This window comes from Novosphingobium sp. 18050, assembly GCF_902706195.1.
GTDB lineage: Bacteria > Pseudomonadota > Alphaproteobacteria > Sphingomonadales > Sphingomonadaceae > Novosphingobium.
Genome location: NZ_CACSJO010000004.1, coordinates 128411 through 152530, shown reverse-complemented (window position 1 = coordinate 152530; position 24120 = coordinate 128411). Strand labels below are relative to the sequence as shown.

General features: G+C 64.1%; 22 protein-coding genes. 16 read left to right on the top strand and 6 right to left on the bottom strand.

Features of this window, described 5'->3' with window-relative positions; all coding sequences use genetic code 11:
* The first annotated feature begins 164 nt into the window (after positions 1 to 164).
* The 4 genes from GVL61_RS06495 to GVL61_RS06480 all read left to right on the top strand — a co-directional run bounded on the left by GVL61_RS06495 (position 165) and on the right by GVL61_RS06480 (position 4867).
* Positions 165 to 1907 (top strand): FAD-dependent oxidoreductase, encoded by a 1743-nt coding sequence (locus tag GVL61_RS06495; protein ID WP_159978198.1) that lies wholly within the window; start codon positions 165 to 167, stop codon positions 1905 to 1907.
* 42 nt (positions 1908 to 1949) lie between these two features.
* On the top strand, positions 1950 to 2711 hold the full coding sequence (locus GVL61_RS06490; RefSeq protein ID WP_159978196.1) for an SDR family NAD(P)-dependent oxidoreductase: 762 nt from the start codon (positions 1950 to 1952) through the stop codon (positions 2709 to 2711).
* Between the two features lie 93 nt (positions 2712 to 2804).
* Positions 2805 to 3950, top strand: coding sequence for an acyl-CoA dehydrogenase family protein (locus tag GVL61_RS06485; protein ID WP_159978194.1), 1146 nt, complete (start codon positions 2805 to 2807; stop codon positions 3948 to 3950).
* Entirely contained in the window at positions 3950 to 4867 is a 918-nt protein-coding gene (locus tag GVL61_RS06480; protein ID WP_159978192.1) for an acyl-CoA dehydrogenase family protein, read from the top strand. The genes GVL61_RS06485 and GVL61_RS06480 overlap by 1 nt, the downstream gene beginning before the upstream one ends.
* Before the next feature lie 6 nt (positions 4868 to 4873).
* Here GVL61_RS06480 and GVL61_RS06475 read toward each other — a convergent pair whose 3' ends face one another.
* Positions 4874 to 5962 (bottom strand): LuxR C-terminal-related transcriptional regulator, encoded by a 1089-nt coding sequence (locus GVL61_RS06475; RefSeq protein WP_159978190.1) that lies wholly within the window; start codon positions 5960 to 5962, stop codon positions 4874 to 4876.
* Between the two features lie 109 nt (positions 5963 to 6071).
* On the opposite strand from GVL61_RS06475, the gene cysD reads away from it, so the two are divergent.
* From cysD to GVL61_RS06420, 11 genes are all read left to right on the top strand, one after another.
* A complete protein-coding gene (cysD, locus tag GVL61_RS06470) occupies positions 6072 to 6974 on the top strand; it encodes a sulfate adenylyltransferase subunit CysD (RefSeq protein ID WP_159978188.1) in 903 nt (300 codons plus the stop codon).
* Positions 6974 to 8896 carry a sulfate adenylyltransferase subunit CysN gene (gene cysN, locus GVL61_RS06465; RefSeq protein ID WP_159978186.1) on the top strand — a complete coding sequence of 641 codons (1923 nt, stop codon included), beginning with the start codon at positions 6974 to 6976 and terminating at the stop codon, positions 8894 to 8896. The genes cysD and cysN overlap by 1 nt, the downstream gene beginning before the upstream one ends.
* Entirely contained in the window at positions 8896 to 9633 is a 738-nt protein-coding gene (locus GVL61_RS06460) for a 3'(2'),5'-bisphosphate nucleotidase CysQ (protein ID WP_159978184.1), read from the top strand. Before cysN ends, GVL61_RS06460 begins: the two co-directional genes overlap by 1 nt.
* Before the next feature lie 117 nt (positions 9634 to 9750).
* Positions 9751 to 10413, top strand: a complete 663-nt coding sequence (locus GVL61_RS06455) for a TetR/AcrR family transcriptional regulator (RefSeq protein WP_159978182.1) — start codon at positions 9751 to 9753, stop codon at positions 10411 to 10413.
* 201 nt (positions 10414 to 10614) lie between these two features.
* The gene (locus GVL61_RS06450) at positions 10615 to 11598 is read left to right on the top strand and encodes an MDR family oxidoreductase (RefSeq protein ID WP_159978180.1); all 984 of its coding nucleotides are present in this window, start codon (positions 10615 to 10617) and stop codon (positions 11596 to 11598) included.
* Between the two features lie 61 nt (positions 11599 to 11659).
* A complete protein-coding gene (locus GVL61_RS06445) occupies positions 11660 to 13372 on the top strand; it encodes a class I adenylate-forming enzyme family protein (RefSeq protein WP_200844823.1) in 1713 nt (570 codons plus the stop codon).
* Positions 13369 to 13782: a nuclear transport factor 2 family protein gene (locus GVL61_RS06440; RefSeq protein WP_159978178.1), complete on the top strand. Its 414-nt coding sequence runs from the start codon at positions 13369 to 13371 to the stop codon at positions 13780 to 13782. Before GVL61_RS06445 ends, GVL61_RS06440 begins: the two co-directional genes overlap by 4 nt.
* Positions 13783 to 13849: 67 nt before the next feature.
* Positions 13850 to 14284: a MarR family winged helix-turn-helix transcriptional regulator gene (locus GVL61_RS06435; protein ID WP_368667097.1), complete on the top strand. Its 435-nt coding sequence runs from the start codon at positions 13850 to 13852 to the stop codon at positions 14282 to 14284.
* A 138-nt stretch (positions 14285 to 14422) separates the two neighbouring features.
* Positions 14423 to 15160: an SDR family oxidoreductase gene (locus GVL61_RS06430; protein ID WP_159978174.1), complete on the top strand. Its 738-nt coding sequence runs from the start codon at positions 14423 to 14425 to the stop codon at positions 15158 to 15160.
* A gap of 82 nt (positions 15161 to 15242) precedes the next feature.
* On the top strand, positions 15243 to 16724 hold the full coding sequence (locus GVL61_RS06425) for an aldehyde dehydrogenase family protein (RefSeq protein WP_159978172.1): 1482 nt from the start codon (positions 15243 to 15245) through the stop codon (positions 16722 to 16724).
* A gap of 33 nt (positions 16725 to 16757) precedes the next feature.
* Positions 16758 to 17504, top strand: a complete 747-nt coding sequence (locus GVL61_RS06420; protein ID WP_159978170.1) for a TetR/AcrR family transcriptional regulator — start codon at positions 16758 to 16760, stop codon at positions 17502 to 17504.
* A gap of 82 nt (positions 17505 to 17586) precedes the next feature.
* Here GVL61_RS06420 and GVL61_RS06415 read toward each other — a convergent pair whose 3' ends face one another.
* Complete coding sequence (locus GVL61_RS06415; RefSeq protein WP_159978168.1) at positions 17587 to 18402, bottom strand: helix-turn-helix domain-containing protein; 816 nt, start codon at positions 18400 to 18402, stop codon at positions 17587 to 17589.
* A 325-nt stretch (positions 18403 to 18727) separates the two neighbouring features.
* Between GVL61_RS06415 and GVL61_RS06410 the strand changes: the two genes are divergently transcribed.
* Positions 18728 to 19675, top strand: a complete 948-nt coding sequence (locus tag GVL61_RS06410; RefSeq protein ID WP_159978167.1) for an enoyl-CoA hydratase/isomerase family protein — start codon at positions 18728 to 18730, stop codon at positions 19673 to 19675.
* Here the strand turns inward: GVL61_RS06410 and GVL61_RS06405 are convergent.
* Genes GVL61_RS06405 through GVL61_RS06390 form a run of 4 tightly spaced genes read right to left on the bottom strand, consistent with a single transcriptional unit; the run spans position 19610 to position 24035 of the window.
* Complete coding sequence (locus GVL61_RS06405; protein WP_159978165.1) at positions 19610 to 21037, bottom strand: amidohydrolase family protein; 1428 nt, start codon at positions 21035 to 21037, stop codon at positions 19610 to 19612. The genes GVL61_RS06410 and GVL61_RS06405 overlap by 66 nt on opposite strands.
* Positions 21031 to 22242: a CoA transferase gene (locus tag GVL61_RS06400; protein ID WP_159978163.1), complete on the bottom strand. Its 1212-nt coding sequence runs from the start codon at positions 22240 to 22242 to the stop codon at positions 21031 to 21033. The genes GVL61_RS06405 and GVL61_RS06400 overlap by 7 nt, the downstream gene beginning before the upstream one ends.
* Positions 22226 to 23725, bottom strand: a complete 1500-nt coding sequence (locus GVL61_RS06395) for a class I adenylate-forming enzyme family protein (protein ID WP_159978161.1) — start codon at positions 23723 to 23725, stop codon at positions 22226 to 22228. The genes GVL61_RS06400 and GVL61_RS06395 overlap by 17 nt, the downstream gene beginning before the upstream one ends.
* A 19-nt stretch (positions 23726 to 23744) precedes the next feature.
* Positions 23745 to 24035, bottom strand: coding sequence for a hypothetical protein (locus GVL61_RS06390; protein ID WP_159978159.1), 291 nt, complete (start codon positions 24033 to 24035; stop codon positions 23745 to 23747).
* Positions 24036 to 24120 lie beyond the last annotated feature (85 nt).

The following is a 24120-nucleotide window of genomic DNA, read 5'->3' as shown; positions in this document are numbered from 1 at the left end:
CGTTCCCAGTCCCGTTTTCACGGTCATGCCGCAAGCGTCTCGCAGATGCCAGAGCAGGGCCAAGCAACTCGCAGTACTCCGCCGGTCATTTCTAGGGAAAGCCGCCGCCGCGATAAGGCAGGCGGGATGAGGGCGGATGAACGCCTTCGCTGAGGAGATAGCCGGTGACCTTTGCCGAAACCTTCGATGTCGTGGTGGTAGGTTCTGGCGCGGCCGGGGCCATGGCGGCGCTGCGCAGCGCCGACCTTGGCCTTAAAGTGCTGATCGTCGAGAAGGCGCACAAGTTCGGCGGTACTTCGGCCACCTCTGGCGGGGTGATGTGGATACCCAACCATGGCCTCGACGGCGATGTGGGCGACAGCCGCGCGTCGGCGCTGGAATACCTCGACGCCACGATCGGCGTCCCGGTGAACCGCGAGCGGCTGGAGGCCTTCGTCGACCAAGCGCCGAGGATGCTGCATTACCTCAGGTCGACGGGGGTGCCGGTTTTGGCGGCGGCCTGGCCTGACTATTTCCCCGGGCACCCCGGCGCGCGCTCTGACCGTTCGGTGATCGTGCCGACATTCGATGGACGCAGGCTGGGCGATGGGCGCTACGCCCTGATGCGGGAGCAATATAACCGCTTCAAGCTGTTCGGCCGCTATGCCATGGACCTGACTGAAACGTTCGCGCTGATGATGCAGTCGAAGGGCTGGCGCACGGTGGCAGGCCGGATGATCGGCCGCTACTGGCTGGACCGCAGTACTCGCAAGCTCTCGCACCGCGACAAACGTTTTACCCAGGGCGCGGCGCTGATGGGCGCGACTTTTGAACAGGTGTTCCGGCGCGGTGCCGAGATGCGACTGGAAACCCGGCTGGACGGCCTGACACTGGATGAGGGCGGGCGCGTGACGGGAGTGGAAGTCTCCAGCTTCGGGCGCAGCTACAGCGTCGAAGCGCGTCACGGCGTGGTTCTGGCGGCGGGCGGTTTCGAGTGGAACCAGGAACTTCGCGACCGATTCTTCCCGATTCCCGGACTCACCCGGCACTCTTCCACCCCGGAGGATGGCAACCGGGGCGAAGCGCTCATCGCGGCCGAGCAGGTGGGCGCGAGCACCGAACACACCGAGCAGGGCTGGTGGATACCCACGATGACCCTGCCGATGAAAGGCGCATCCAACTTCCACGAAATCCATCAGGCGGCTTTCGACGTGGGCCGCCCGTGGAGCGTCGTCGTCAACCGCAACGGTTTGCGTTTCGTCGACGAGGCCTGTGGCTATGATCGGTTCGGCCAGGCGATGGTCCGCGATCAGGTGGAGACCGGCGCGAATATGCCATGCTGGCTGATCTTCGACGCGAAGTTCCGCCGCAAGTTCAGCGCCGGGGGGCTGATGCCTACGGTCCACACGGCGGAACGCAAGGTGCCGGAGGACTGGTGGGACCACTACGTTTTCCGCGCCGATACGGTCGAGGCTCTTGCGGCAAAGATCAACCTGCCGGTGGACGCCGTGGCGCGCACCGTAGAGAAAATGAATGCCTATGCCGCGACCGGCATTGATCCCGAATTCGGACGAGGGATGAACCCGTACGACCAGATGTTCGGCGATCCGAGTTCTACGCCCAATCCGAACCTTGGGCCTATCGATACAGCGCCCTATTACGCCGTGCCGATCAACAACGGTGATCTCGGCACCAAGGGCGGTCTGCGGTGTGACGCACGGGCCCGGGTGCTGGATCAAGGGGGCAATCCTATCCCGGGCCTCTATGCGGCGGGCAACAATGCGGGGACGCCTTTCGGCGATACCTATCCGGGCGCGGGGGCGACGATCGGGCCGGGCATGACCTTCGGCTACGTTGCCGCAAATGACATCGCGGAACGCTCGGGCAACCAGCGCTCGGAGCCGGTGCGGCAGGCGGTGGTGGTGTAACCGGACTTGATCCGGGGCGATGGTAATTCGGAAAGGCAAGGCATGAACAAAGTAGCGATCGTCACCGGCGCAGCGGGCGGGATCGGTGAGGCGATCGTCCGGGCGCTGGGCGCGAAGGGTTTCAAGGTACTCGGCACCGGGCGAAATGCGGAAAAACTCGCCGCACTGAAGGACCAGCTCGCAGGCGCGATGGAGTTTGATTTCATTGCCGTCGACGCTACCGCTGATGACGCCCCGGCGAAGATCGTCGGCGCAGCAGCGGAGAAATTCGGGCGCCTCGACCTGCTCGTCAACAATGCCGGATCGTTCAACTTCGGGCCTGTCGACCAGACCACCGACGCGATGCTCGACGAAGTTCTGAACATTTCCCTGCGCGCGCCTTTCCGGCTGTGCCGCGAGGCGTTGGGCGCGATGGGAGAGGGAGGCTCGATCCTGTTCATCGGCTCCACCTGGGGCATTTACGGCACCCCCGGCGGCGGCGCTTATTCCACCGTCAAGGCGGGGCAGATCGGTCTCATGCAGACCCTTGCCGCCGAGTACGGGCCGCGCAGTATCCGGGCCAATTACATTGCGCCTACGGTTGTCCGCACCGAGATGACGGATGCCTATTGGAATCTCGATTTCTTCCGCCGCACCAACCACGAACTGACTCCGCTCCAGCGTGACTGCAGCGCTGCCGATATAGGGAACATGGTCGCCTTCCTTGCCTCGGACGAGGCAGGTTTCGTCAACGGTCAGACCATCGCGGTGGACGGCGGCATTTCCACTACTCGCTACGTCTCTCCGGCGGCATTGGCCCGCTAGAGCCAATCGCACCCGCGATTGCGTCGGCGGCCATGTTGTAGCGCGCGCGCTCTTGCGCCTAACGAAGGGCACAAGAGGAGGGGCGCCGCGCCGATGCAATTCGAATGGACACCCGAGCAGGACGCCTTTCGGCACAAGATCCGGGATTTCCTGCACACGAACTTGCCCGATGATTGGGAGAAGTTCTCCGAGCATGGCCCCGCGTCCCCCGCGCTGACCGCTTTCGCGCGCGAATTCTGCGTGAAACTGGCCGAGGCCGGCATCCTCTTCCCGCACTGGCCGGTGGAGATGGGCGGTGAGGGGCTGGGCCCATGGGAGCAGCAGATCCTCGCCGAGGAAATGTGGATCGCGGGCGAGCCGCGAGGCGGCCAGTACATGAACGTCAACTGGATCGGCCCGACTTTGCAGAAGTACGGCACCGAGGAACAGAAGGCCCGCTACCTCGAACCGATCACCAGGGGGCAGTCGCTGTGGTGCCAGGGCTTCTCCGAGCCCGACGCCGGTTCAGACCTTGCCGCGCTGCGCACCCGAGCCGACCTGCGGAATGGCAACTACGTTATCAACGGTCAGAAGATCTGGACCAGCTACGCCGGGCTGGCCGACACGTGTTTCCTGCTCACCCGCACCAGCGATGACCGCAAAAAAGGCATCACCATCATCCTGGTGCCGATGGACACGCCGGGCATAACGGTACGGCAGATCCCTTCGCTGATCGGTGAAGGCGACATCCATGAGGTTTTCTTCGACGACGTCACCGTGCCGGAAACCGCTCGTTTCGGCGATGAGGGGCAGGCGTGGGAGATCGTCGCCTATTCGCTGCGCAACGAGCGTCTGGGCATTCCGCGCTTCACTCTGGCCCGAGCCGCGCTCGACCGGGCGGTGGCTATGCTGCAGGGCGAGGGGCGTTTCAGCCGCGAATACGTTCGGATCGAGGCGGCCCGCTGCGCCGCTCTGTGCGAGGCGGCTGGAACAGCGAACTATGCGGTTGTCCAAAAGCGTGTCGACGGCCTCGCCATCGGCGCGGAATCGAGTTCCGCGCGCTATGCAACGGTCATGGCCGAGCGGGCGGTCTGCGAATTCGTGATCGAGTTTCTGCCTCAGGCGCTGGCCGGCGCATCCCCCTATCTCAAGATGCACCACCAGCGCGGCATCGTCGCCGGGGTTGCTGCCGGCTCGGCGGAGATCCAGCTCAACATCATTGCCAGCGACGTGCTGGAATTGCCCCGGGAACCGCGCTGATGCAGCTTGCCCTCAGCGAGGACCAAACCCAGGTCCTCGACTTCATCGACAGCCTTGCGCGGCCTTATGCGAGCTTGCCGATGCACGATGTTTCGCTCGCGCTGGAGAGCGCGGACCTCGACGCCGCGCTGGTCGAGAGCGGGTTTCTGGATGTGCTGGCCGTCGAGGAACTCGGCCCCGTTACCGCCGCGCTGGTGGTGGAGAAACTGGCGCGGCTGCCGTTTGCCGTCGAGGCTGCGGCGTCGGCCATGGTCCGTCCGTTGATTGATCCCGACCTGCCGCGTCCGCTCTGTCTGGTCGAGGAAGGTCGAACCGGTGGTCCGGTTCGCTTCCTGCGACCGGGGGCGAGCGTGGTTGTCGTCGGTCTCTCGGGTGTGCGCAGCTTCACGGTCGATGCCGGGATGATCGCGGCGGCGCAGGAGGATACGCTTTATGCCTATCCGGTGGCGTTCCTGACCGGCTTGCCGGATGCCATGACCGTGCATGATGTGGATGCCGGCGAGGTGCTGCGGGCATGGCGCGTAGCGGTCGCGGCGGAGGCGGCGGGGCTACTTGGCGCAGCATTGGCCGCGACGGTGACTTACGTGTCCGACCGCAAGCAGTTCGGGCGGCCGCTGGCGACGTTCCAGGGCATGCGGCACCGGCTTGCCGAGGATCAGGTGATCACCAACAGCGTCTATTGGCTTGTTCTGCGCGCGGCGGGCACCGGCGACAGCGGGGACGCGGCTCTGGCGCTACTCCATGCGCAGGAGGCGGCGAAGCGGGTGTGCTACGACTACCACCAGTTCCTGGGCGGTATGGGTATGACGCTGGAGCACCCGCTGCACTTGTGGACCTATCGTCTCAAGCTGCTGACCGCCGAGCTCGGCGGTCGCGGGGAGCAGGGGCTGGCGGCGGCCGAAGCGCTCTGGGGTTAGTTCCGTTCACGCCATCACCGCCACGCTGTCGCACACCAGCCGGACCAGTTCCGGCTGCCCGCGAACGCCAAGTTTGGCGTAGAGCCGCTTGGAGTAATTGCGCGCGGTTTCCAGCGTCAGCCCCATCGCCTCGGCGGCTTCGGCGATTGACTGGCCTTCGTTGAGTGCAATCGCCAGTTCGGCCTCGCGGGACGGCAGGTCGAACAGGCGGGCGAGGCGTTCGACGCTCTGCGATGTACGGGCGTTGGGCAGTCGGCATAGCGCCAGCATCGAAGGGACCGGCATGTCGCTGGTGGCGGTCAGCAGCGCTTCGAGCCTGGGATGTTCGTGGAGCACCACGGCGCGCGGGGCAGGCGGATCGTCCGAGGCGAAAAGCACGGCCGCCGCGCTCATTTCCCGCTCCGCATGAACGCCGAGGTCGCGAAGCCGCTCGCCCGGTCGCGGGGTGTAGCCGAGGTTCGCGCGCAGCCATGCATCCAGGCGTGGGTCGATCGCCAGGAGCCTTGCCTCGCGGTCCAGCGCCATCCAGGCGGTGGCGCTGCGGGCCATGCCCTGCGAACTCACGCTCGCCCGGATGCGGTGCTTTTCCAGCGTGACGTAGCTGCGCAGCGCTGCCTCGACATATGGCGCGAGTGAGGAGAGCAGGGCGCTGTCGGCCCCGCTGCATGGCTGAGCGCGGGCCATGATGAGCCAGGCGCTGGTGTCATCGATCTGCGGCAGGCGCACCACCCGTTCGTCGGCAATGCCCAACCGGCGCATCTTTTCCATACGCTCGGCGCGGAAGATCGGGTCGTGGTCGACGAATTCGGCGACCGAGTAAACCCGCCCAGGCCGCAGCCGGTCGTAGTGCAGGCGCTCCAGCGCATGCATTTCGAACGGATTGACCTCGTGCGCCTGTGCCCGCAAGTCGCGACCGGCGTGGAAGTCGGTGATCTGGGCGTGCGGGCCGTCGCCCTGCTTCATTACTATACTGACGTATTCGGCATCGCTGCGGCGTCGTAGCCGCTCCAGAAACTCGGAAAACTGCGCGGTGTCGCCGATCCCGCGCACCAATGGGAGGAGCAGGTCGGTCTCGTCGGTGGAAGTCAATACCATTGCCCTCCCATATGGGAGGTTTGCCCAAATGTCATCCCTGCGAAACGCGATTCGAGCCCAAAAGACAGACTGGGGCCACCCAACGAAGGCCAAAGGACGAGCGATCCTGATGAAGACCCTAACCCACCTCGACAGGCTCGAGGCAGAAGCCATACACATCATCCGGGAAGTCGTCGCGGAGGCGGACAAGCCGGTGATGCTCTACTCCGTCGGCAAGGACAGCGCGGTGATGCTGCACCTGGCTCGCAAGGCGTTCTATCCCTCGCCGCCGCCGTTTCCGCTCCTCCATGTCGATACGACCTGGAAGTTCAAGGCGATGTACGAGCTGCGCGACAAGATGGCGCGTGACAGCGGTATGGACCTGCTGGTCTACCAGAACCCCGAGGCGGTGGAGAAGGGCATCAACCCGTTCGACCACGGCGCGCTCCACACCGACATGTGGAAGACCGAAGGCCTGAAGCAGGCGCTCGACAAGTACGGTTTCGACGCAGCCTTCGGCGGCGCTCGCCGCGACGAGGAGAAGAGCCGCGCCAAGGAGCGCATCTTCTCGTTCCGAACGTCGTCGCACGGCTGGGACCCGAAGAACCAGCGCCCCGAGCTGTGGAACCTCTATAACGCCCGCAAGGCGAAGGGTGAGTCGATCCGCGTCTTCCCGATCTCGAACTGGACCGAGCTGGATATCTGGCAGTACATCCACCTCAACGAGATCCCGATCGTGCCGCTCTATTTCGCGGACAAGCGTCCCACTGTGGAGCGCGATGGGATGTTGCTGATGGTCGATGACGACCGCTTCCCGTTGGAGCCGGGCGAAGTGCCGGTGATGCGCTCGATCCGCTTCCGCACGCTCGGCTGCTATCCGCTGACCGGCGCGGTCGAGAGCGAGGCCAAGACGCTGCCCGAGGTGATCCAGGAAACCCTGCTCACTACCACGTCCGAGCGGCAGGGCCGCGCCATCGACAAGGATGCCGGCGGCGCCGGCATGGAAGTCAAGAAGCAGCAGGGGTACTTCTGATGACCGACGTGAACACCAAGGAAGACGTCTACGTTGTCGACAAGCTGATCGCCGAGGACATCGACGCTTATCTCGTAAGCCACGAGCATAAGACGATGCTGCGCTTCATCACGTGCGGCAGCGTCGATGATGGCAAGTCCACGTTGATCGGGCGCATGCTCTACGATTCGAAGATGATCTTCGAGGACCAACTCGACGCGCTTTCCGCCGATTCCAAGAAGGTCGGCACGCAGGGACAGGAGATCGATTTCGCGCTCCTCGTCGACGGCCTTGCCGCTGAGCGCGAGCAGGGCATCACCATCGATGTGGCCTACCGCTTCTTCAACACCGAGAAGCGCAAGTTCATCGTCGCCGATTGCCCCGGACACGAACAATACACTCGCAACATGGTGACCGGCGCCTCGACCGCCGACCTTGCCGTAATCCTAATCGATGCGCGCAAGGGCGTGCTCGTCCAGACGCGCCGCCATTCGTATTTGTGCCACCTCATCGGCATCAAGAACATCGTTCTTGCGGTCAACAAGATGGACCTGGTCGACTATGACGAGGTAGTTTTCGACGCGATAGTCAAGGACTATACCGAGTTCGCATCCTCGATCGGGATCGAGAGCTTCACTGCGATGCCGATCTCCGGCTTCAAGGGCGACAACATCACCACGCTCTCGGAGAATACCCCGTGGTACAAGGGCACGACGCTGGTCGAGCACCTCGAAACGGTGGAGGTTCTCTCCTCGGTCGATGCCGACAAGCCGTTCCGTCTGCCGGTGCAGTGGGTGAACCGTCCCAACTTGGACTTTCGCGGTTTCTCGGGGCTGATCGCCACCGGCGGCGTCAAGGCGGGCGACAAAATCCGTGTCCTGCCCTCGGGCAAGACCAGCACGATTACCCGCGTCGTTACTTATGACGGCGACCTTGAGGAAGCGGTTGCCGGCCAGTCGGTCACCGTCTGCTTCGAGGACGAGATCGACTGCTCGCGCGGTTCGGTCATCTCCGTTGCGGACAATCCGCCGCAGACAGCCGACCAGTTCGAGTCGACTTTCGTGTGGCTGGCTGACGAGGCAATGATCCCGGGCCGTGCCTATTGGCTGAAGCTGGGCACGCAGATGGTTTCGGCCACCGTCCAGGAGCCGAAGTACACGGTCAACGTCAACACCATGGAACACATGGCGGCCAAGACGCTCGAGCTCAACGCCATCGGCGTGGCAGAACTGACGACCGACAAGCAGGTGGTGTTCGAGCCTTACGCCGAAAACCGCACGCTGGGCGGCTTCATCCTGATCGACAAGATGACCAACGCCACCGTCGCGGCGGGCATGATCAACTTCTCGCTTCGCCGTTCGCAGAACGTGCACTGGCAGGCGATCGATATCGACCGCAAGCAGCACGCGAACCTCAAGAACCAGAAGCCGGCAGTGCTGTGGTTCACGGGGCTTTCGGGATCGGGTAAGTCGACCATCGCCAATATGGTCGAGAAGAAGCTGCACCGGATGAACCGGCATACGTTCCTGCTCGATGGTGACAACGTGCGCCACGGCCTGAACAAGGACCTGGGCTTCACCGAGGCGGACCGCATCGAGAATATCCGCCGCGTGGGCGAAGTGGCCAAGCTGATGACCGATGGCGGCCTGATTGTCATCACTGCCTTCATCTCGCCATTCCAGGCGGACCGCGAGATGGTGCGTTCGATGTTGCCCGACGGCGAATTCATCGAGGTGTTCATCGACACCCCGCTGAAGGTTGCCGAGGCGCGCGACGTCAAGGGGCTCTACAAGAAGGCGCGTTCGGGTGAACTGAAGAACTTCACCGGCATCGACAGCCCTTACGAAGCGCCGCGCAATCCCGAAGTGCGCATCGACACCACCGTCCTGTCGCCCGAAGAAGCCGCGAACCTCATAGTCGACACGCTGCTGGGAGACGCCTGATGTCCTATACTGACGGCGATCTCGCGGCGAAGCTGGCCGATGACGCGGGCAAGATCCTTCTGCAGGTCCGTGCGTCGGGCCTGTTCGGGGGCAAGTCGCTAGGCAAGGCCGGGGACCAGACGGCGAACCAGTTCCTCTGTCACGCCCTGCGGGAGCAACGCCCTGAAGACGGCCTGCTCTCGGAGGAAGAAAAGGACAACGCCGAGCGTCTCACCAAGAGTCGGGTGTGGATCGTCGATCCGGTCGACGGCACCCGCGAATATGGCGAGGAGCGCTCCGACTGGGCGGTCCATGTCGGCATGGCGGTGGACGGCGTGCCGGTGCTCGGCGCGGTGGCGCTGCCGGGGCTCGATCAGGTACTGCGCTCGGACCAGCCGGGCGAAGTGCCGGCCGCGCCAGCAACGCTTCGCATGGTGGTAAGCCGCACCCGTCCCGCGCGCGAGGCGACCGGCGTCGCTGAGGCGATCGGTGCCGATCTGGTGCCGATGGGATCGGCCGGCGCAAAGGCCATGGCGATCCTGCGCGGGGAGGCGGATATCTACCTCCATTCGGGCGGGCAGTACGAGTGGGACAGCTGCGCACCGGCGGCCGTGGCGCTCGGCTGGGGCCTCCATGTCTCGCGGATCGACGGCTCCCCGCTCGTCTACAACCGTGAGGACGTATACATGCCGGACCTGCTGATCTGCCGGAAGGAACACGCCGAGATGGTTCTCCGCGAGGTCCAGACGTTCCTTTGAAGCTGAATGGGCCGGGAGCGTGGAGGCGATCCCGGCCCATGGGCATGTTATAATCAACATTGTCGATCAATCGTACCACGGTTATAGGCGGCCCTTTTCAGATTCAGGGGCGAAAGCATGGAAGCCAGAACAAGGCGGAGGGTCAGGGACCCCGCTGCGACGCGCGAGACGATCCTCGATGCGGCCTGCAACCTGCTTGCCAAGGATGGCCTCGAAGGGGTTAGCCTCTCGGCCGTAGCGCATCTTGCGGCGGTAAACCGGGGCACCGCCTACCAGCATTTCGAAACGCGCGAGAAGCTGATCGAGGCCACGATCAAGTGGGTCTCGGACAAGATGTTCCGCGCGGTCTTCGGCGATCCGGCAACGCTGGGTGAGCGCCGCGTCGAAGAAGTCGACGTATCTGCCTTGACCGACCGCCTCAGCGACTTCGCGATGGAAAACCCGGAGATCGGCCGCGTCTGGTTGCAGCAGGTGCTGGCCTCACCCGACCCTTCGCAGGATGCCTTCTGGCGTGAGTATTGCGGATCGCTTCGCCGCTTCGCCTCGACCAGCCTTGCCGAGCCGGGTATCGATGCCGAGGTCATGTCGGTCATCAACCTTGCCGGCGTATTTTTCTGGCCGGTCTTCGCGCGCGCACATGCAGCCGACGAAGGCGAACGTAGCGAACTGACCCGGCGCTATACCGACGAAATCCTGCGCCTGTCGATGTATGGAACGATGAGCGCCAAGGCTTTCCCGGATGTGGCAGAGCGATTGAGCAAGGACTTGGCAGCCGGCTGACATCGGCCCCGGGCAACGTCGGCTTAGACGGTCAAACTCCAGCCCGCCGGGGCGGCTTATCGGCGTACTATTTCGCCTCGGCGATGCCGCGCTGTGGTGGCATTGACGCGGCGGCTTCGATCCCTTCAGCAGGACAGGCAAGTTTTCGGCGCGCGTTCCTCGCGATGAGGTTCGGTGTGCCTGTCCGGGAGGGAATTACCCATGTTTTCCGCAATCGTGATCGACAAGAACGACGATGGCCAGACCGTAACCGTCCAGCAGCTGGACGAAAGCGCGCTGCCGGAAGGCGATGTCACCATCGACGTTTCCTTTTCGACCCTGAACTTCAAGGACGGCCTTGCCATCACCGGCTCCTCGCCGGTCGTGCGCAAGTTCCCGATGGTGCCCGGCATCGACCTTGTCGGCACCGTCACCGAAAGTAGCCATGCTGACTGGAAGGCCGGCGACACCGTCGTCCTCAACGGCTGGGGCGTGGGTGAGGGGCACTGGGGCGGCCTGGCGCAGAAGGCCCGCCTCAAGGGCGATTGGCTGGTGCCGCTGCCGGCCGCTTTCACGCCTGCACAGGCGATGGCGATCGGTACGGCGGGTTACACCGCCGCGCTGTGCGTCGATGCGCTGGTCGACTGGGGTGTGACGCCGGATCAGGGTGAAGTGCTGGTGACGGGCGCCACCGGCGGCGTCGGTTCGGTCGCCATCGCGATCCTGAAGAAGCTGGGCTATTCCGTCGCCGCGCTGACCGGCAAGGCCGCCGAGGCCGATTACCTCAAGGCGCTGGGCGCCGAGACGGTGATCGACCGTGCGGAGCTTTCCGCCAAGGGCAAGCCGTTGCAGAAGGAGCGCTGGGCAGGCGTCGTCGACACTGCGGGCAGCTATACCCTTGCCAATGCCTGCGCCCAGACCCGCTATGGCGGCGCCGTGGCTGCCTGCGGACTGGCTCAGGGCTTCGATCTTCCTGCCACCGTCATGCCCTTCATTCTCCGCGGCGTCGCGCTGCTGGGCATCGACAGCGTCATGGCGCCCAAGGCCAAGCGCCTCAAGGCCTGGGACCGCCTGGCCAAGGACTTGGACCCCGCCGCGCTGGAAACCATCGGCCAGACCATCGGTCTTGGCGAAGCGGTGCAAGCTGCGGCCAGGTTCATGTCGGGCGAGGTCAAGGGCCGCTACATCGTCGATGTGAACGCCTGACCGAGACGGGCGGACCTTCGCGTCCGCCCGCACCTCCACAGACAAAAAAGACGAGGATGGCATGACGGGTTCAGTAGAGGTGGTGGACGGGTTGTCCATCGTTCACGGCATTCCCTTGGCGGATGAACAGGGCATCGGTGCGTTGACGCTGGGCGGCTACGTGCGTGAGATCGCGCAGCGTTTCGGTGCGAACGAGGCGGCCGTGATCCACCTCGATGGGGAGGCCCACCGCTGGACTTACGACGAACTTTACGCCCGCTCCATGGCGGTCGCGAAATCGCTCGTCGCGCTCGGTACGGGGAAGGGCACCCGCGTCGGCGTGTTGATGACCAACCGGCTGGAGTTTCTTTCCGCTGCCTTCGGCGCTGCACTGGCCGGTTGCGTAGCGACACCGATCAGCACCTTTTTTACCCCTTCCGAACTGGAAGTCGTGCTCAAGGCTTCCGGGGTATCCGTGCTGCTCCTCGAACGTCATGTCCTCAAGAAGGACTTTGCGGAGATGCTTGTGGAGCTGGAGCCTCAGGTTCTTTCAAGCGCACCGGGCGAGCTGGCCTCGCTGAAATTCCCGTTCCTGCGCTACGCTGCAGTGATCGACGCCGAAGAGCCGCTCGGCATGATTGAGGGGCTGGGCGCTTTCCTTGCCCGCGGCAAGGACGTTTCCGAAGCGCTGGTGCTGGCGGCAAGCGATGCGGTGGCTCCGTCTGATCCTGGCATCCTGCTGTTCTCCTCCGGCTCCACCGGCAAGGCCAAGGGCATCCTCAGCGCGCACCGCGCGGTGTGCCTGCAACTCTGGCGCTGGCCGCAGTGGTACGCCATTCAGGACGATCTGCCGGCGCGTACATGGTCGGCGAACGGCTTCTTCTGGTCGGGCAATTTCACCATGGCGCTGGGCGGCACCCTGTCGCGCGGCGGTACGCTGGTTCTCCAGCGCTGGTTCGACGCGGCCGAGGCGCTCGAGGTCATGGACAAGGAAAAGGCTAACATGGCGCTGGCCTGGCCGCATCAGTGGGCGCAGCTGGAAGCCGCGCCGAACTATGCCGATGTCGACCTGTCCGCGCTCGTCTACGTCGACAGGTTCATGCCGATCGGGCGCCATCATACGGTCTCGACGGAGTGGCGCGAACCGGCGCAGGCATACGGCAATACCGAGACTTTCACGCTGATCTCCGTTTACCCTTCGGGAACGGCCCCTGACATTGCAGGCACATCGCACGGTATCCCCACCGCCGGCTCGACGATCAAGATCATCGACCCCATGACCGGCACAACCATGCCGCTGGGCGAGCGCGGCGAGATCGCGGTGAAGGGCCCGACGCTGATGCTGGGCTATCTCGGCATTCCGCTCGACCAGTCGCTGGACGGCGAGGGATTCCTGCGAACCGCCGATGGCGGCTATGTCGATGCGCAGGGCCGGTTGTATTGGGAAGGGCGCCTCAACGACATCATCAAGACCGGCGGCGCCAATGTGTCACCGCTTGAGATCGACGAGGTCATCCGCGCCCATCCCGAGGTCAAGGTTTCGCAGACCGTCGGCGTGCCTGACGAATTGCTGGGCGAACTGGTCGTCACCTGCATAGTGCCGGTGGAAGGGGCCAGCCCCAGCCCGGAGACGATCCGCGCTTTCGCCAAGGACAAGCTCGCCAGCTACAAGCTGCCCCGCCGCGTCCTCTTCGTGGCCGAAAGCGACCTCAAGACCACCGGCAGCGCCAAGATCAAGACCGCCGACTTGCGTAAGCTGGCGGCAGAGCGCCTTGCCGCCGACGCCCCGGCATGACGCCAGACTTTGCCGACTGGCTCGCCATCTGCAACCTGAAGGCTGCCTATTGCCGCCTGCTCGACAGTAAGGACTGGGAGGGCTGGAAGGCCCTTTTCACCGAGGACTGCGTGGTGGACACGCGGCCCAGCGGCGGTACTCGCGAGCAGGGGCGCGATAACTTCGTCGCAGTGGTGAGCAGGGCGCTAGAAGAAGCAAAGACCGCGCACCAGATCCATTCGCCCGAGATCGCCATTGAGGGCGACCGGGCGCGGGTGGTCTGGGCGATGCAGGACCGGGTCGTCAAGGGCGACTTCGCGCTCACCGGCTACGGCCATTACCACGAGACCTGCCTGCGCACGCCCGAAGGCTGGAAGATCGCCGAACAGACGCTGACACGACTGATCATGGACGTTGAAAAGCCTGCGTGATTGCTGCGCACAAAACCGCTGGCCAAAGCTAAGCAGGCTCACTAATCCTTCGGTCATGGAACGCAGGGTGGGCACGGTCCTGGCACAAGTCGCGCGGCTCATGCGCCGCGCTTTCGACGAGCGTGCGAGAGAGATCGGGGTAACCCGGCCGCAGTGGCAGGTGCTTAGCGTTCTGCGCCGCTACGAAGGCATCAAGCAGGCAGGCCTTGCCGAAATCCTCGAAGTGGAGCCGATCACCGCCGGGCGCATGATCGACCGCATGCAGGAAGCGGGCATGGTAGAGCGCCGCGCCGACCCGGCCGACCGCCGTGCCTGGAACCTCCACCTTACCGACCGTGGCGGCGAGATGATCGAGCGCCTCCAGCCACTGGCCATCGAAACGTCCGATGCGGCGATGGCGGGCATCAGCGAGGCCGACAAGGTGCAGCTTCTTGCCACGCTGGAAACGATCCTCGGCAACCTTACCGGAAAGCCTGCAGGTAGCGATCCGCTCGGCGGCTGAACGGTATCGCCGGGGCGCGTCACGAAGGGCGCCGCTCGATCCATCGTGGCCGCGATAGGCACTCGATTGGCGAGCAGCTATGGTGAACATAAGTAGCTGACCTGCATCTAGCGGGCGGCCAATCAAGTGGGAGGAACTGTGGGCAAGACGATCGTCATCACCGGGGCTGGAGCCGGTCTCGGCAAGGCACTGGCGCACCGCTTCGCGAGCGAGGGCGAAACCGTGATCCTTCTGGGACGCACGCTGTCGAAGGTCCGGTCCGTGGCCGATGAGATCGGAGGCGGCGCCATGGCCGTCGAGTGCGACGTCGCCAGCCCCGATTCCGTGCGTGCCGCTTTTGCCGCCATCGCCCAAAAGCACCCGAAGATCGACGTGCTGATCAACAACGCGGGCATCTACGAACCGTTCACGATCGCCGAGGCCACCGACCGCCAGATCGACAGCATCATCGCCACAAACCTTAAGGGGCCTATTTACTGCTGCCGCTCGGCAATCCCGATGATGGAAAAGGGCAGCCATATCATCAACGTGGGCAGCGAATCCGTCGCCGTGTCGTTCGTAATGCTGTCGCTTTACCAGTGCAGCAAGGCAGGGCTGGAGCAGTTCAGCCAGCAGCTCGAGGCAGAGCTTGAGGAAAGCGGCATCCGCGTCACTCTCGTCCGCGCCGGACCGATGTACGACGAGGGTAAGGACGCCCCTAACTGGGACCGCGACGCCGCGATGCGCTTCCACATGGGCTGCGCAAAGAACGGCCTCGATATGCGGGTGCGGCCGGTTTCGCATTCGGCATCGGTGACGGGCGTCTTCCGTGCGGTGATCGACCTGCCGCCCGACGTACGGGTTTCCCATGTCTCCGTCGGCGCCCGCAAGGCCTGAGCATACCGTCTGACAGGACCGCCGAGGCAACCCGGCGCGCTCCCGATCTTTAGTTCATAGATTTCTTGCCAAGGATCATCTCATGACCACTCTTCCCGATGCCAGGCTCTACATCGACGGCAAGCTGCGCGATGCCGGCAATGGTGCGACTTTCGATGTCATCAGCCCCTGGACCGGCGAGCCGGTCGGCAAGGCTGCCGACGCCACTGCCGATGACGTAAACGAGGCCATCGCCGCCGCCCGCCGTGCCTTTGACGACACCGACTGGTCGACCAACCTCGAAAAGCGCGTGGCGCTGGTGAAGAAGTATCGCGAGCTTTTCGAGCGCGACCGCGCGAAGCTGGGCCAACTCGCCATCCATGAAGCCGGCGCAGCGCAGGGTGCGGTGAACCGCGCCCACGTCGACATGGCGCTCGATGGCTGGGACGACTATATCGCGATCTTCGACCGTATCGACTGGGAAGTCGATTATGGCGAGCGTCCGGCCTTCGGGATGATCCACAAGCGCCTTGGTCTGCGCGAATCGATCGGTGTCGTTGGCGCGATCACTCCTTGGAACGTGCCGCTCTACGTCAACATCGGCAAGGTCGTGGCGGCGCTGCTGGCAGGTTGCACCGTCATCCTCAAGCCTGCTCCCGATACTCCCGGCATGGGCGCGATCTTCGGTGAACTGGCCAAGGAAGCCGGTTTCCCGGACGGCGTGATGAACGTGGTTTTCGGTGCCGACCCGGCACTGGCCGGCGAAATGCTGGTGACCGACCCGCGGGTCGACCTGATCTCGTTCACCGGTTCGACCGGCGTGGGCAAGCGGATCATGGAGCAGGGCGCGGCGACCCTTAAGCGCGTGTTCCTGGAGTTGGGCGGCAAGTCGGCCAAGATCGTGCTCGACGATGCGCCGAACTTCGCGATGGACATCGGAATGTCGATGCTGGTGTTCCATGCCGGGCAGGGCTGCGCGGTGCAGTCGCGCCTGCTGGTGCCCAAGAGCCGTTACGAGGAGGCCAAGGCCATCCTTGGCGGCGCTTACGGCAAGTTCGGCGATAACTGGGGCGATGTCGAGAATCCCGCCCACGTCATGGGTCCGGTCGTCTCGAAGCGGCAGATGGAGCGCGTGAAGAGCTATATCGACCTCGGTCAGGAAGAAGGCGCCACGCTGCTGGCCGGTGGCAAGATCCGTCCCGACAAGGGCGGCGGCTATTTTGTCGAGCCGACCTGCTTCGTGGACGTTACCAACGATATGCGCATCGCTCAGGAGGAAATCTTCGGCCCGGTCCTGGTGGTGATCCCCTACGACGACGACGACGACGCCATCCGCATCGCCAATGAAAGCTCTTACGGCCTCTCGGGCGGGGTATCGGGTAGCCACGACCGCGCCATGAACATCGCGCGCCGCGTGAAGACCGGTTCGATGAGCGTTAACAACGGCATGTGCATTGCTGGCGACATTCCCTTCGGCGGCTTCAAGGCTAGCGGCATGGGCCGCGAATGGGGCGTTGAGGGGATTGAGGAATATACTGACGTCAAGATGCTGGCCTGGCCTGTCCGGCAGGCTGAGCCGGCCTGATCCTTGCCCGCAGGCGGCGATGACGATCCCGAGGTGGCCACCGAACCAGGCCACCTCGCGGCTCTGCCGCCGCCGCTTTCGGCTGCGGTGACACAGGCCTGCGCGGCAGTCAGCCACAATCTCAACGGGCAGCGGTTGGGTCGCAAGGGACGAATAACGCGTGAGCGTATCCTGGCGGCCGCGATCGAAATGATCGAGATGTCCGAGGAGCCGGTCACGCTCGCTCGTGTGGCGGGCAAGGCCTCGCTGGGCATGACCTCGCTCTACAATTACTTCACCGACATGACCGAGCTGCTACTGGCGGTGCTGGAGCCGGTGATGGAGACGGCGCAGGACGACTATCTGTCCGTCCTGCGTGAGCGCTGGCCTGATGAGGACCTGTTCGCGTGCTGCTACCGTTTCGTACGCAGCTACCACAGCTTCTGGCTGCGCCATTCGCGCCTGTTGCATATGCGCAATGGGCTGGCGGACCAGCAGGACGCGCGAATGATGCGTCACCGCATCGACAGCAGCCGCCCGATCATCGGCCTGATTGTGGCGCAGATGGGATTCGACAAGCTCGTCAGCAATCCCAGCACATCTATGGCGACGATGGTAATGATCGGCATCGAGCGCTCTGTCACGCTGGTGACGGATAAGGAGCTGCGCAAGCTGGTCGAGATGGGCCCGGATATCAGCGAGGACCGCTACCTCGTACCGGGAGCAAGGCTCATGCAATTCGCGATCCGCGATGCCCGTGATGGCGGCGACCAAGATTATTTAGACGCGCTGCCGGATTAGAACGTCTCTACAAATTCAGGCAAAAGAAAGGGCCCGCGAGATGTCTCGCAGGGCCTTCCTCCGTTGGTTCTGTTTGCTGCGCTCAGGCGGCGTGCGAGAACTGCTCGACCGTCGACTGGGCGTACTGCGAACCTGGGTCCGGCAGGCAAGCACGCATGGCGTCGCTCAGGCACTGGAACAGGGCTTCGGGGGTTACCTTGTCGTCCTTGCCGTAGATCACGCTGATGACCAGCGGGTGCCCATCGGGCTGGCGCGGAACAAGGCCGCTAAGGGCTTCGGCGCCGGTGCCGAAGCCGGCAGTGCCGAACATGTGGCGCGGCTCGCGGCAGGCGTCGATGCGTGCCATCATTTCCGAGAAGGCGAACTTGCCCTGCTCGTCGGCTTCGGCGTTGAGGCGGCGAACCATGCCTTCGCAGCGCTGGCGAGGGATCGTCGACAGCATCAGCATACCGGCGGCGCTGCGAGCCAGCGGTTCCTTGACGCCGCCTGCCAGCTCGCGGGTTGCGGCAAGGGCACGGGGACCATGGCGCCAGTTGACGATCTGCGCGTCCAGCCCGACCATCGAGTGCAGCGCGACAGAAAGGCCGGTCTGCGCCACCAGGCGGTCCATCAGGCGTACGATGCGTCCGTCGCGCACCAGCTCGGGCTGGCCTGATGTGCCGATCAGCGCGGCGCGTGGCGTCAGGCTGTAAGCGCGCGAGTAAGGGTCCTTATGAAGGAGCCCCAGTTCTACCAGGCTCGAAAGCAGTTCGGATGTGCTCGACTGCGGTCGGTTATAGCGCCGGACGATGTCCATGACGGTAGCCTCCCGATGCGCGTCGTCGAAATATTCCAGCACTTCGATCACGCGACGAGCAATTTTTGCCTTGTTCGATGATGATGACGTCTTTCCAGACATGAGGTCTCTCCTCCCTCTGCTTGGTTGATGAACTCGCTTTCGACGAGATTGCCTCTATCCCCGAGTCGTTTGCCCAGATAACTGAGTCATTCTCGTTTTTTGCTCACTTTGGTTAGCATCAACACACCTGTTCATCAAGCGCATCTTTTATGTATACGATTGGGAAAATTCAGCACAGTTTCTCCGCCTTCATACGGAGCTTCCAGTAGGTTGATGGCGCTTGTCGCCAAGCTTGCCTGTTACGCTCTGGGCTGGTCAATGTCTCTGGGCCAGTCCAATGCCTTTTCAGCGATGAATAGAATCGATGCGTATATACGGGAAAGTCATGGATTTTGCGGGATTGACGGTGTCGACGGCAGACCTTGAGCACGGCGGATATTCGTGTTTTGAGCCTGTCGCTTTCGTTGATCTGGCGGCGACACCGTATGAGGCTAGGGATATCCGATTGCCGCCTTGTCCGTTGATTGGAATAGGTGGGGCGGATCACCCCCTTGCATCCAAGTTGGATACGGTGGTCGAATCGCGCTCCCAGGCAGCAGCCTTGGGCGAGGCGGCGATATCGCAGTCTCTTGCCGCTTCGACGCTTGTGCAGTTGCTGCGGTTGCTGCCTTCACTTTCGGCCGATGATGGGCTTACGGCAGAGTCTTTGGCCTATGCCACGCTGCAGGGCAGCACGGCGCACAGGGATTGGATTGCCCGCCGGAAAATCCCTTCGTGTGATCTGATTCGGGGCGCCGTTTCACTGTCGCGCCAAGGGGACGAAGTAATCGCCATGCTCAACCGGGGAGAGGCGGGCAACGCCATCGACCGGCATATGCGTGATGCTCTGCACGAGGCCTTCGTGCTGGTTAATATGGACCGCAGCATCAGCCGCATCACGCTACGAGCGCATGGTAAGGCATTCAGTCTTGGCGCGGACCTTGGCGAATTCGGGACGACGATTGATCCGGCCACTGCGCACATGATCCGCAGCCGGACTTTGCCCGCGCGTGAAGCAGTGCGCTGCGCCGACCGGTTTGCGGTGGAGATCGACGGCGCTTGCATTGGCGCGGGATTGGAACTGGCGGCTTTCGCCAGCCGGATCACCGCAACGCGGCGTTCGTGGTTCCAGTTGCCCGAACTGGCGATGGGGGTACTGCCAGGGGCGGGAGGGTGTGTGTCCGTGACGCGCCGGATCGGGCGTCAGCGCACTGCTTTGATGGTGTTGTCAGGGCGCCGCGTCGGCGCGCGCCAAGCGCTCGAATGGGGTTTGATCGACGCGCTGGTAGACTAGGCGTCCAGCGCAGATCGTTGCGGCTACGTCGGCACAGGAAAGCCTACTTCTCGCCTCGGACCATGGCAGCCCGAGCAGACAAAAATCGGCAGGCTCACCGGCAGAGATGCGGCGTACGCGCGAAAGGTCCAGCGGATCCGCGAGATAGAGCGCGAGTGCTTCTTCCGGCGTCAGCGCCTCATCAGGTCCTATGTGGGAGCCGCTCAAGGTGCAGCGGCTGACGGCGGCGGCCATGGCCTGCCATGGATCGGCGCTACCGTAGGGGGCGTCGCTGCCGCCTGCCATGGGGATGCCCGCTTCGCGTAAGGTTCGAAGGCGATAAAGGTCGGGGTGGAGCCGGGGTTCGACGTCGGCAAGGTAGCGGTCGCCGCGCTCGGCGATGAAGTGCGGTTGGACGCAGGCTTGCAGGCCGAGGGCGGCCATGCGCTTCACCAGTTCGGGCGAGGCGACTGAGACGTGCTCGATACGGTCTCCCGGCATGGAGCCGGCGCATTCGAGCAAGGCGAGCGTGAAAACCAGTTCCACCTCGGTCACGCAATGAACGGCAACGGCGCGTCTCTGCGCATGGCCGGCGGCGATGAAGCCCAGCGCCTCTTCGAAATCGGGAAGTGCTGCTTCGTGCAGGTGCATCTTGAGAGGACCAAGGTGCCACCCCGCTTGCTCTGCCTCGACAAGGGTCAGGCCGCCGGCGAGGACGGGAGACTGGAGTAGGGTGCCTTCCGCCCGCTGTTGCGCGAAGTGACGGGCGATGACGGGATCATTTCGCGGTGACATATCGGTCACGCCGGTCACTCCGAAGCGGGTGAGTTCGGCGCTGACTTCTCTAAAGTCCGGGGGCAGGCTTCCGAGCGCTCGCTGCAGCCAGGCGTCCTCATCGAACAAGCGTCCGGTGAAGCCGCTGCCGCTGCGTTCCAGTCCCGGCGGCGGAGCAGCAATGGCGAGTAGTTCTTCCAGTGCGCGCGAATTCAGCAGCCACATACGTCCGGTACGATGCTGCAGCCGGAGAGGACGATCCGGGACGATCCGGTCGAGTATGGCAGCATCGGGAAGGGCGTCGTCCAGCACGCTTTCGTGAAAGCCGATGGCGCGCAGCCAGCCGGTTCCAGGCACTTGCAGCGCTCGGGCAAGCGCATCGGCGTTGGTGACTTGTGGCGAACCGCATTGCACCGAGCTATTCTGCGCGGCGAGGGCGGCGAGGTGTATGTGGTGGTCGTGAAGGCCTGACAACAGTGCACCGCCGAATGCCTCGATCACCGATTCGCGTGGACGGGCACGCAACTCGCCGATCTCTGCGATGCGCGCGCCTTCGATGCGCACGTCGCAGCGCTTGCCGCCGAAGATTTCGGCATCACGGATCAGCATCTTGCGAATTCGCCGAGATAGCGGGTGGTGTCTGCGCCCACCGGACGTACCTGGGCCTGCAGTACACGGGGCCGGACTTGAGGAGGGAAGGGGCACCCGGTTGCTGTGCCCCAGGCGCGCAATTCGGCGTCGATCGCGGCGCGGTCGTGCGCGCGTTCCTCGGCCAGGGCCATTGCGGTGACGGCGCTCATCGACAGTCCTATACGCTGGGCAAGGCCGCTGCGGTAGGCATCAAGACCTTCGCGCGCAGCGATGATGCCCGTCAGGGGGTCGGCGATGGCGTCACCGACGTAGCCGATTTCGCCCGACACATCGGCCATCGCGCGGGACAGCCCCCCGGCAACGCCGCAGTCGTTGCCGATGCCTACCCAGTTTGCGGCGTCTCCGCTGGCGCCGTGGCCGGTGACCGACAGCCAGACCAGGCCGGGGACTTCGCGCACGAGCAACTCAGCGTCGATGCCGAGATGCCGGAGGGCGCGAGGGCGGGAGGATTCGATCACCACGTCGGCACGGCGGATCAGGGCGATCAGCGCGGCCTTTTCTGTGTCGCTGGCGAAGTCGACGAGCAGGCTGGCCTTGCCCTGGTTGATGCGCTCGAACGTTGCCGGATCGTCGCGGCGGATGAGATCGGGGCGGCTGCGGCTCTCGACTTTCACCACCGTCATGCCGGCCTGCCAGAGCAGATGCCCGGCAAGCGGCCCCGCCCAGATGGCAGACATGTCGATCACCAGCGGGCGGTGCCCGGCAGGTCGTTCCCGCCACTCGCCGCGCAGCATCATTTCGACGGGAGGCGAAGCCGGCTTCTCGTCCGCCGAGGCCACTGGCAGGCCGAGGGCGCGGCCTGTCGCAACGAGGTCGGCGCAGTCATGCTGCAGCACGGCTGCGGCAATCGTATCCCAGTCGAGCGCTTCGATGTCGGCGTTGCCGAAGAGGGCGGGCAGCAGTTCTCGGTCGACGTCGCGGATCAGGGTGAGGGCGAACCAGCCGCCGTCCCGAGTGGGCATCAGGTGGCTACCGCCCAGTCCTGCAGAAATCCTGCCGTTGATACGGTAACCGGCGCTGCGCTCACCCATCAAGGTCGCGCCGTCGAGCACGGAAATCGCCGCGCTTACGTGCGTGGCGGCCATCGCCTTGATCTGCCTGTCGGCCCAACGCGCCAATGGGATTGCGGGACCGGGAAAGGCACGTTCAGTCGGCAAGGACATCCTTCACTTTGCGGCGCAGCAGCTTACCCATTTCGTTGTAGGGCAATTCGGTGACGAAGGCGACCTTCTCCGGCACCCGCGAGGATCGCAGGCGCGAGCGGACCAGTTCTTTCAACTCGCCCTCGTTCGGGGCGGCGTGGCCTTCGCGGGTGACTACGGCCACACCCACCGTCTCGCCCCACTCGACCGAGGGAATCGCGCAGGCACAGGCGTCGGCGATGGCGGGGTGGGTGAGCAGCACGTCCTCGATCTCGCCGGGTGACATATTCTCGCCGCCGCGCACGATCACGTCGTCGGCACGGCCGGAAAGGAACAGATAGCCATCCTCGTCCATGAACCCGGCGTCGCGGGTGGGAAACCAGCCGTCAGCGTCGAGCGCGCTCTTTTCCTTGTACTCTCCCGAAACCTGATCGCCGCGCACATAAATCTCGCCCGGCTGGCCCACAGGAAGGACTTCGCCATTCTCGCCCCGGATTTCCATTTCGACGGTGGGGATCGGCTTGCCCAGCGAGGTTAGGCGCGCGCGGACTTTCGGATCGTCCGAGGCAAGCGCTTCGCGGTGATCCTCGGGGCCAAGCAGGGCAACGGTCGAGCTGGTTTCGGTGAGGCCGTAAGCGTTGGTGAAGCCCGCGCCAGGGAAGCGTTCCAGCGCCTTGTGAATCACCTCGAGCGGCATCTTGCCGCCGCCATAAGCAATGGCGCGAAGGCTGGCGGTCTGGGCAGCAGCGCCCTTTTCCATGGCATCGACGATGCGCGCCAGCATGGTCGGCACCACGAAAGCATTGGTGATAGCCTCGCCTGCGACCAGCGAAAGCCAGCCTTCGGGCGAGAAATTGGGCAGCATCACGATCTTGCGCTGGGCGTAGATCGACGACAGCATCGCCGAGATTCCAGCGATGTGGTAAGGCGGCACGACCACAAGAGCCGCGTCGGCCTCGTCGGCGCTGGCGAATTCCACGGTGCCCAGGATGTAACCGATGAGGTTCGAATGTCGCAGGATCGCGGCCTTCGGCGCCGCAGTGGTGCCGCTGGTGAACAACTGGATCGCGACGCCTTCACCCGGATCATATTCGCGCGCGTCGTCGCCGGGTACGGTTTCCTGCACCTTCAGCGTGAACTCATCGCGCGGGATGATCGTGTGGTCCTGGCCTCCAGCAATCCGCAGCACGCGCTCTTCGTCACCGATGACCAGCGCGGGCGCGATGCGGCCCAGCAGGGCGGCAAGGTCCGCATCAGGCAGGCGGTAGTTGAGCGGGCAATAAGGCACACCCGCCAGCGCTGCGCCAAATACCGCAATAACCGCTGCCTCACTGCTCTCGTCGAGCAGGGCGACATATTCGGCGCCGCTATCCTGGATCAGCTCGAACGCACCGCGCGCGGCGGCGAGGAGGTCGCCATACGTCCAGCGCTTTCCTTCGCAGACGAGAGCGATGCGGTCGGGCGCGGCCTCGGCGGCCATTTCGAGAAGGAGGGCGATGTTCATCGGGTGTCTTTTTCGAAAGTCAGTCGGAGGCCGGAAGTGGCTTGGCGTCCTTGACGACCAGCGCGGCGCCGTCGACGCCAAGCGAACCCTTTCCGGGCTTCACGCAGAGCAATTCGTACTTGCCATCGCTATCCACGTAACGCTTGCCCATCAGGGTGCCGGCGGAAAAATCTGCGGCGAGGGGGGCGGGCTCGGCGGGCTTGGTCTCCCCCATAGGCGAGCCGCCGCACTCAATCTGGCCGTCGGCGCTGCGAATGACCATGACTTCGGTGTCACAGGCGGCGCTTTTCAGGCGGGTTCCGGGCTTCATTTCAGGTTCCTCATTCTTGAGAGAGGTCTCTCACATGTGCGTCGTTATCCGGGTCGACATCGCTTGTTTTCACGCGATGGCACCG

What these genes read in the sequence shown, in the direction of transcription:
- cysD (WP_159978188.1), top strand. Translation starts at nt 6,072, where the DNA reads ATGAAGACCCTAACCCACCTCGACAGGCTCGAGGCAGAAGCCATACAC.
- GVL61_RS06455 (WP_159978182.1), top strand. Translation starts at nt 9,751, where the DNA reads ATGGAAGCCAGAACAAGGCGGAGGGTCAGGGACCCCGCTGCGACGCGC.
- GVL61_RS06395 (WP_159978161.1), bottom strand. Translation starts at nt 23,725, where the DNA reads ATGAACATCGCCCTCCTTCTCGAAATGGCCGCCGAGGCCGCGCCCGAC.
- GVL61_RS06480 (WP_159978192.1), top strand. Translation starts at nt 3,950, where the DNA reads ATGCAGCTTGCCCTCAGCGAGGACCAAACCCAGGTCCTCGACTTCATC.
- GVL61_RS06450 (WP_159978180.1), top strand. Translation starts at nt 10,615, where the DNA reads ATGTTTTCCGCAATCGTGATCGACAAGAACGACGATGGCCAGACCGTA.
- GVL61_RS06460 (WP_159978184.1), top strand. Translation starts at nt 8,896, where the DNA reads ATGTCCTATACTGACGGCGATCTCGCGGCGAAGCTGGCCGATGACGCG.
- GVL61_RS06485 (WP_159978194.1), top strand. Translation starts at nt 2,805, where the DNA reads ATGCAATTCGAATGGACACCCGAGCAGGACGCCTTTCGGCACAAGATC.
- GVL61_RS06475 (WP_159978190.1), bottom strand. Translation starts at nt 5,962, where the DNA reads ATGGTATTGACTTCCACCGACGAGACCGACCTGCTCCTCCCATTGGTG.
- cysN (WP_159978186.1), top strand. Translation starts at nt 6,974, where the DNA reads ATGACCGACGTGAACACCAAGGAAGACGTCTACGTTGTCGACAAGCTG.
- GVL61_RS06400 (WP_159978163.1), bottom strand. Translation starts at nt 22,242, where the DNA reads ATGTCCTTGCCGACTGAACGTGCCTTTCCCGGTCCCGCAATCCCATTG.
- GVL61_RS06445 (WP_200844823.1), top strand. Translation starts at nt 11,660, where the DNA reads ATGACGGGTTCAGTAGAGGTGGTGGACGGGTTGTCCATCGTTCACGGC.
- GVL61_RS06490 (WP_159978196.1), top strand. Translation starts at nt 1,950, where the DNA reads ATGAACAAAGTAGCGATCGTCACCGGCGCAGCGGGCGGGATCGGTGAG.
- GVL61_RS06440 (WP_159978178.1), top strand. Translation starts at nt 13,369, where the DNA reads ATGACGCCAGACTTTGCCGACTGGCTCGCCATCTGCAACCTGAAGGCT.
- GVL61_RS06405 (WP_159978165.1), bottom strand. Translation starts at nt 21,037, where the DNA reads ATGCTGATCCGTGATGCCGAAATCTTCGGCGGCAAGCGCTGCGACGTG.
- GVL61_RS06425 (WP_159978172.1), top strand. Translation starts at nt 15,243, where the DNA reads ATGACCACTCTTCCCGATGCCAGGCTCTACATCGACGGCAAGCTGCGC.
- GVL61_RS06390 (WP_159978159.1), bottom strand. Translation starts at nt 24,035, where the DNA reads ATGAAGCCCGGAACCCGCCTGAAAAGCGCCGCCTGTGACACCGAAGTC.
- GVL61_RS06415 (WP_159978168.1), bottom strand. Translation starts at nt 18,402, where the DNA reads ATGTCTGGAAAGACGTCATCATCATCGAACAAGGCAAAAATTGCTCGT.
- GVL61_RS06410 (WP_159978167.1), top strand. Translation starts at nt 18,728, where the DNA reads ATGGATTTTGCGGGATTGACGGTGTCGACGGCAGACCTTGAGCACGGC.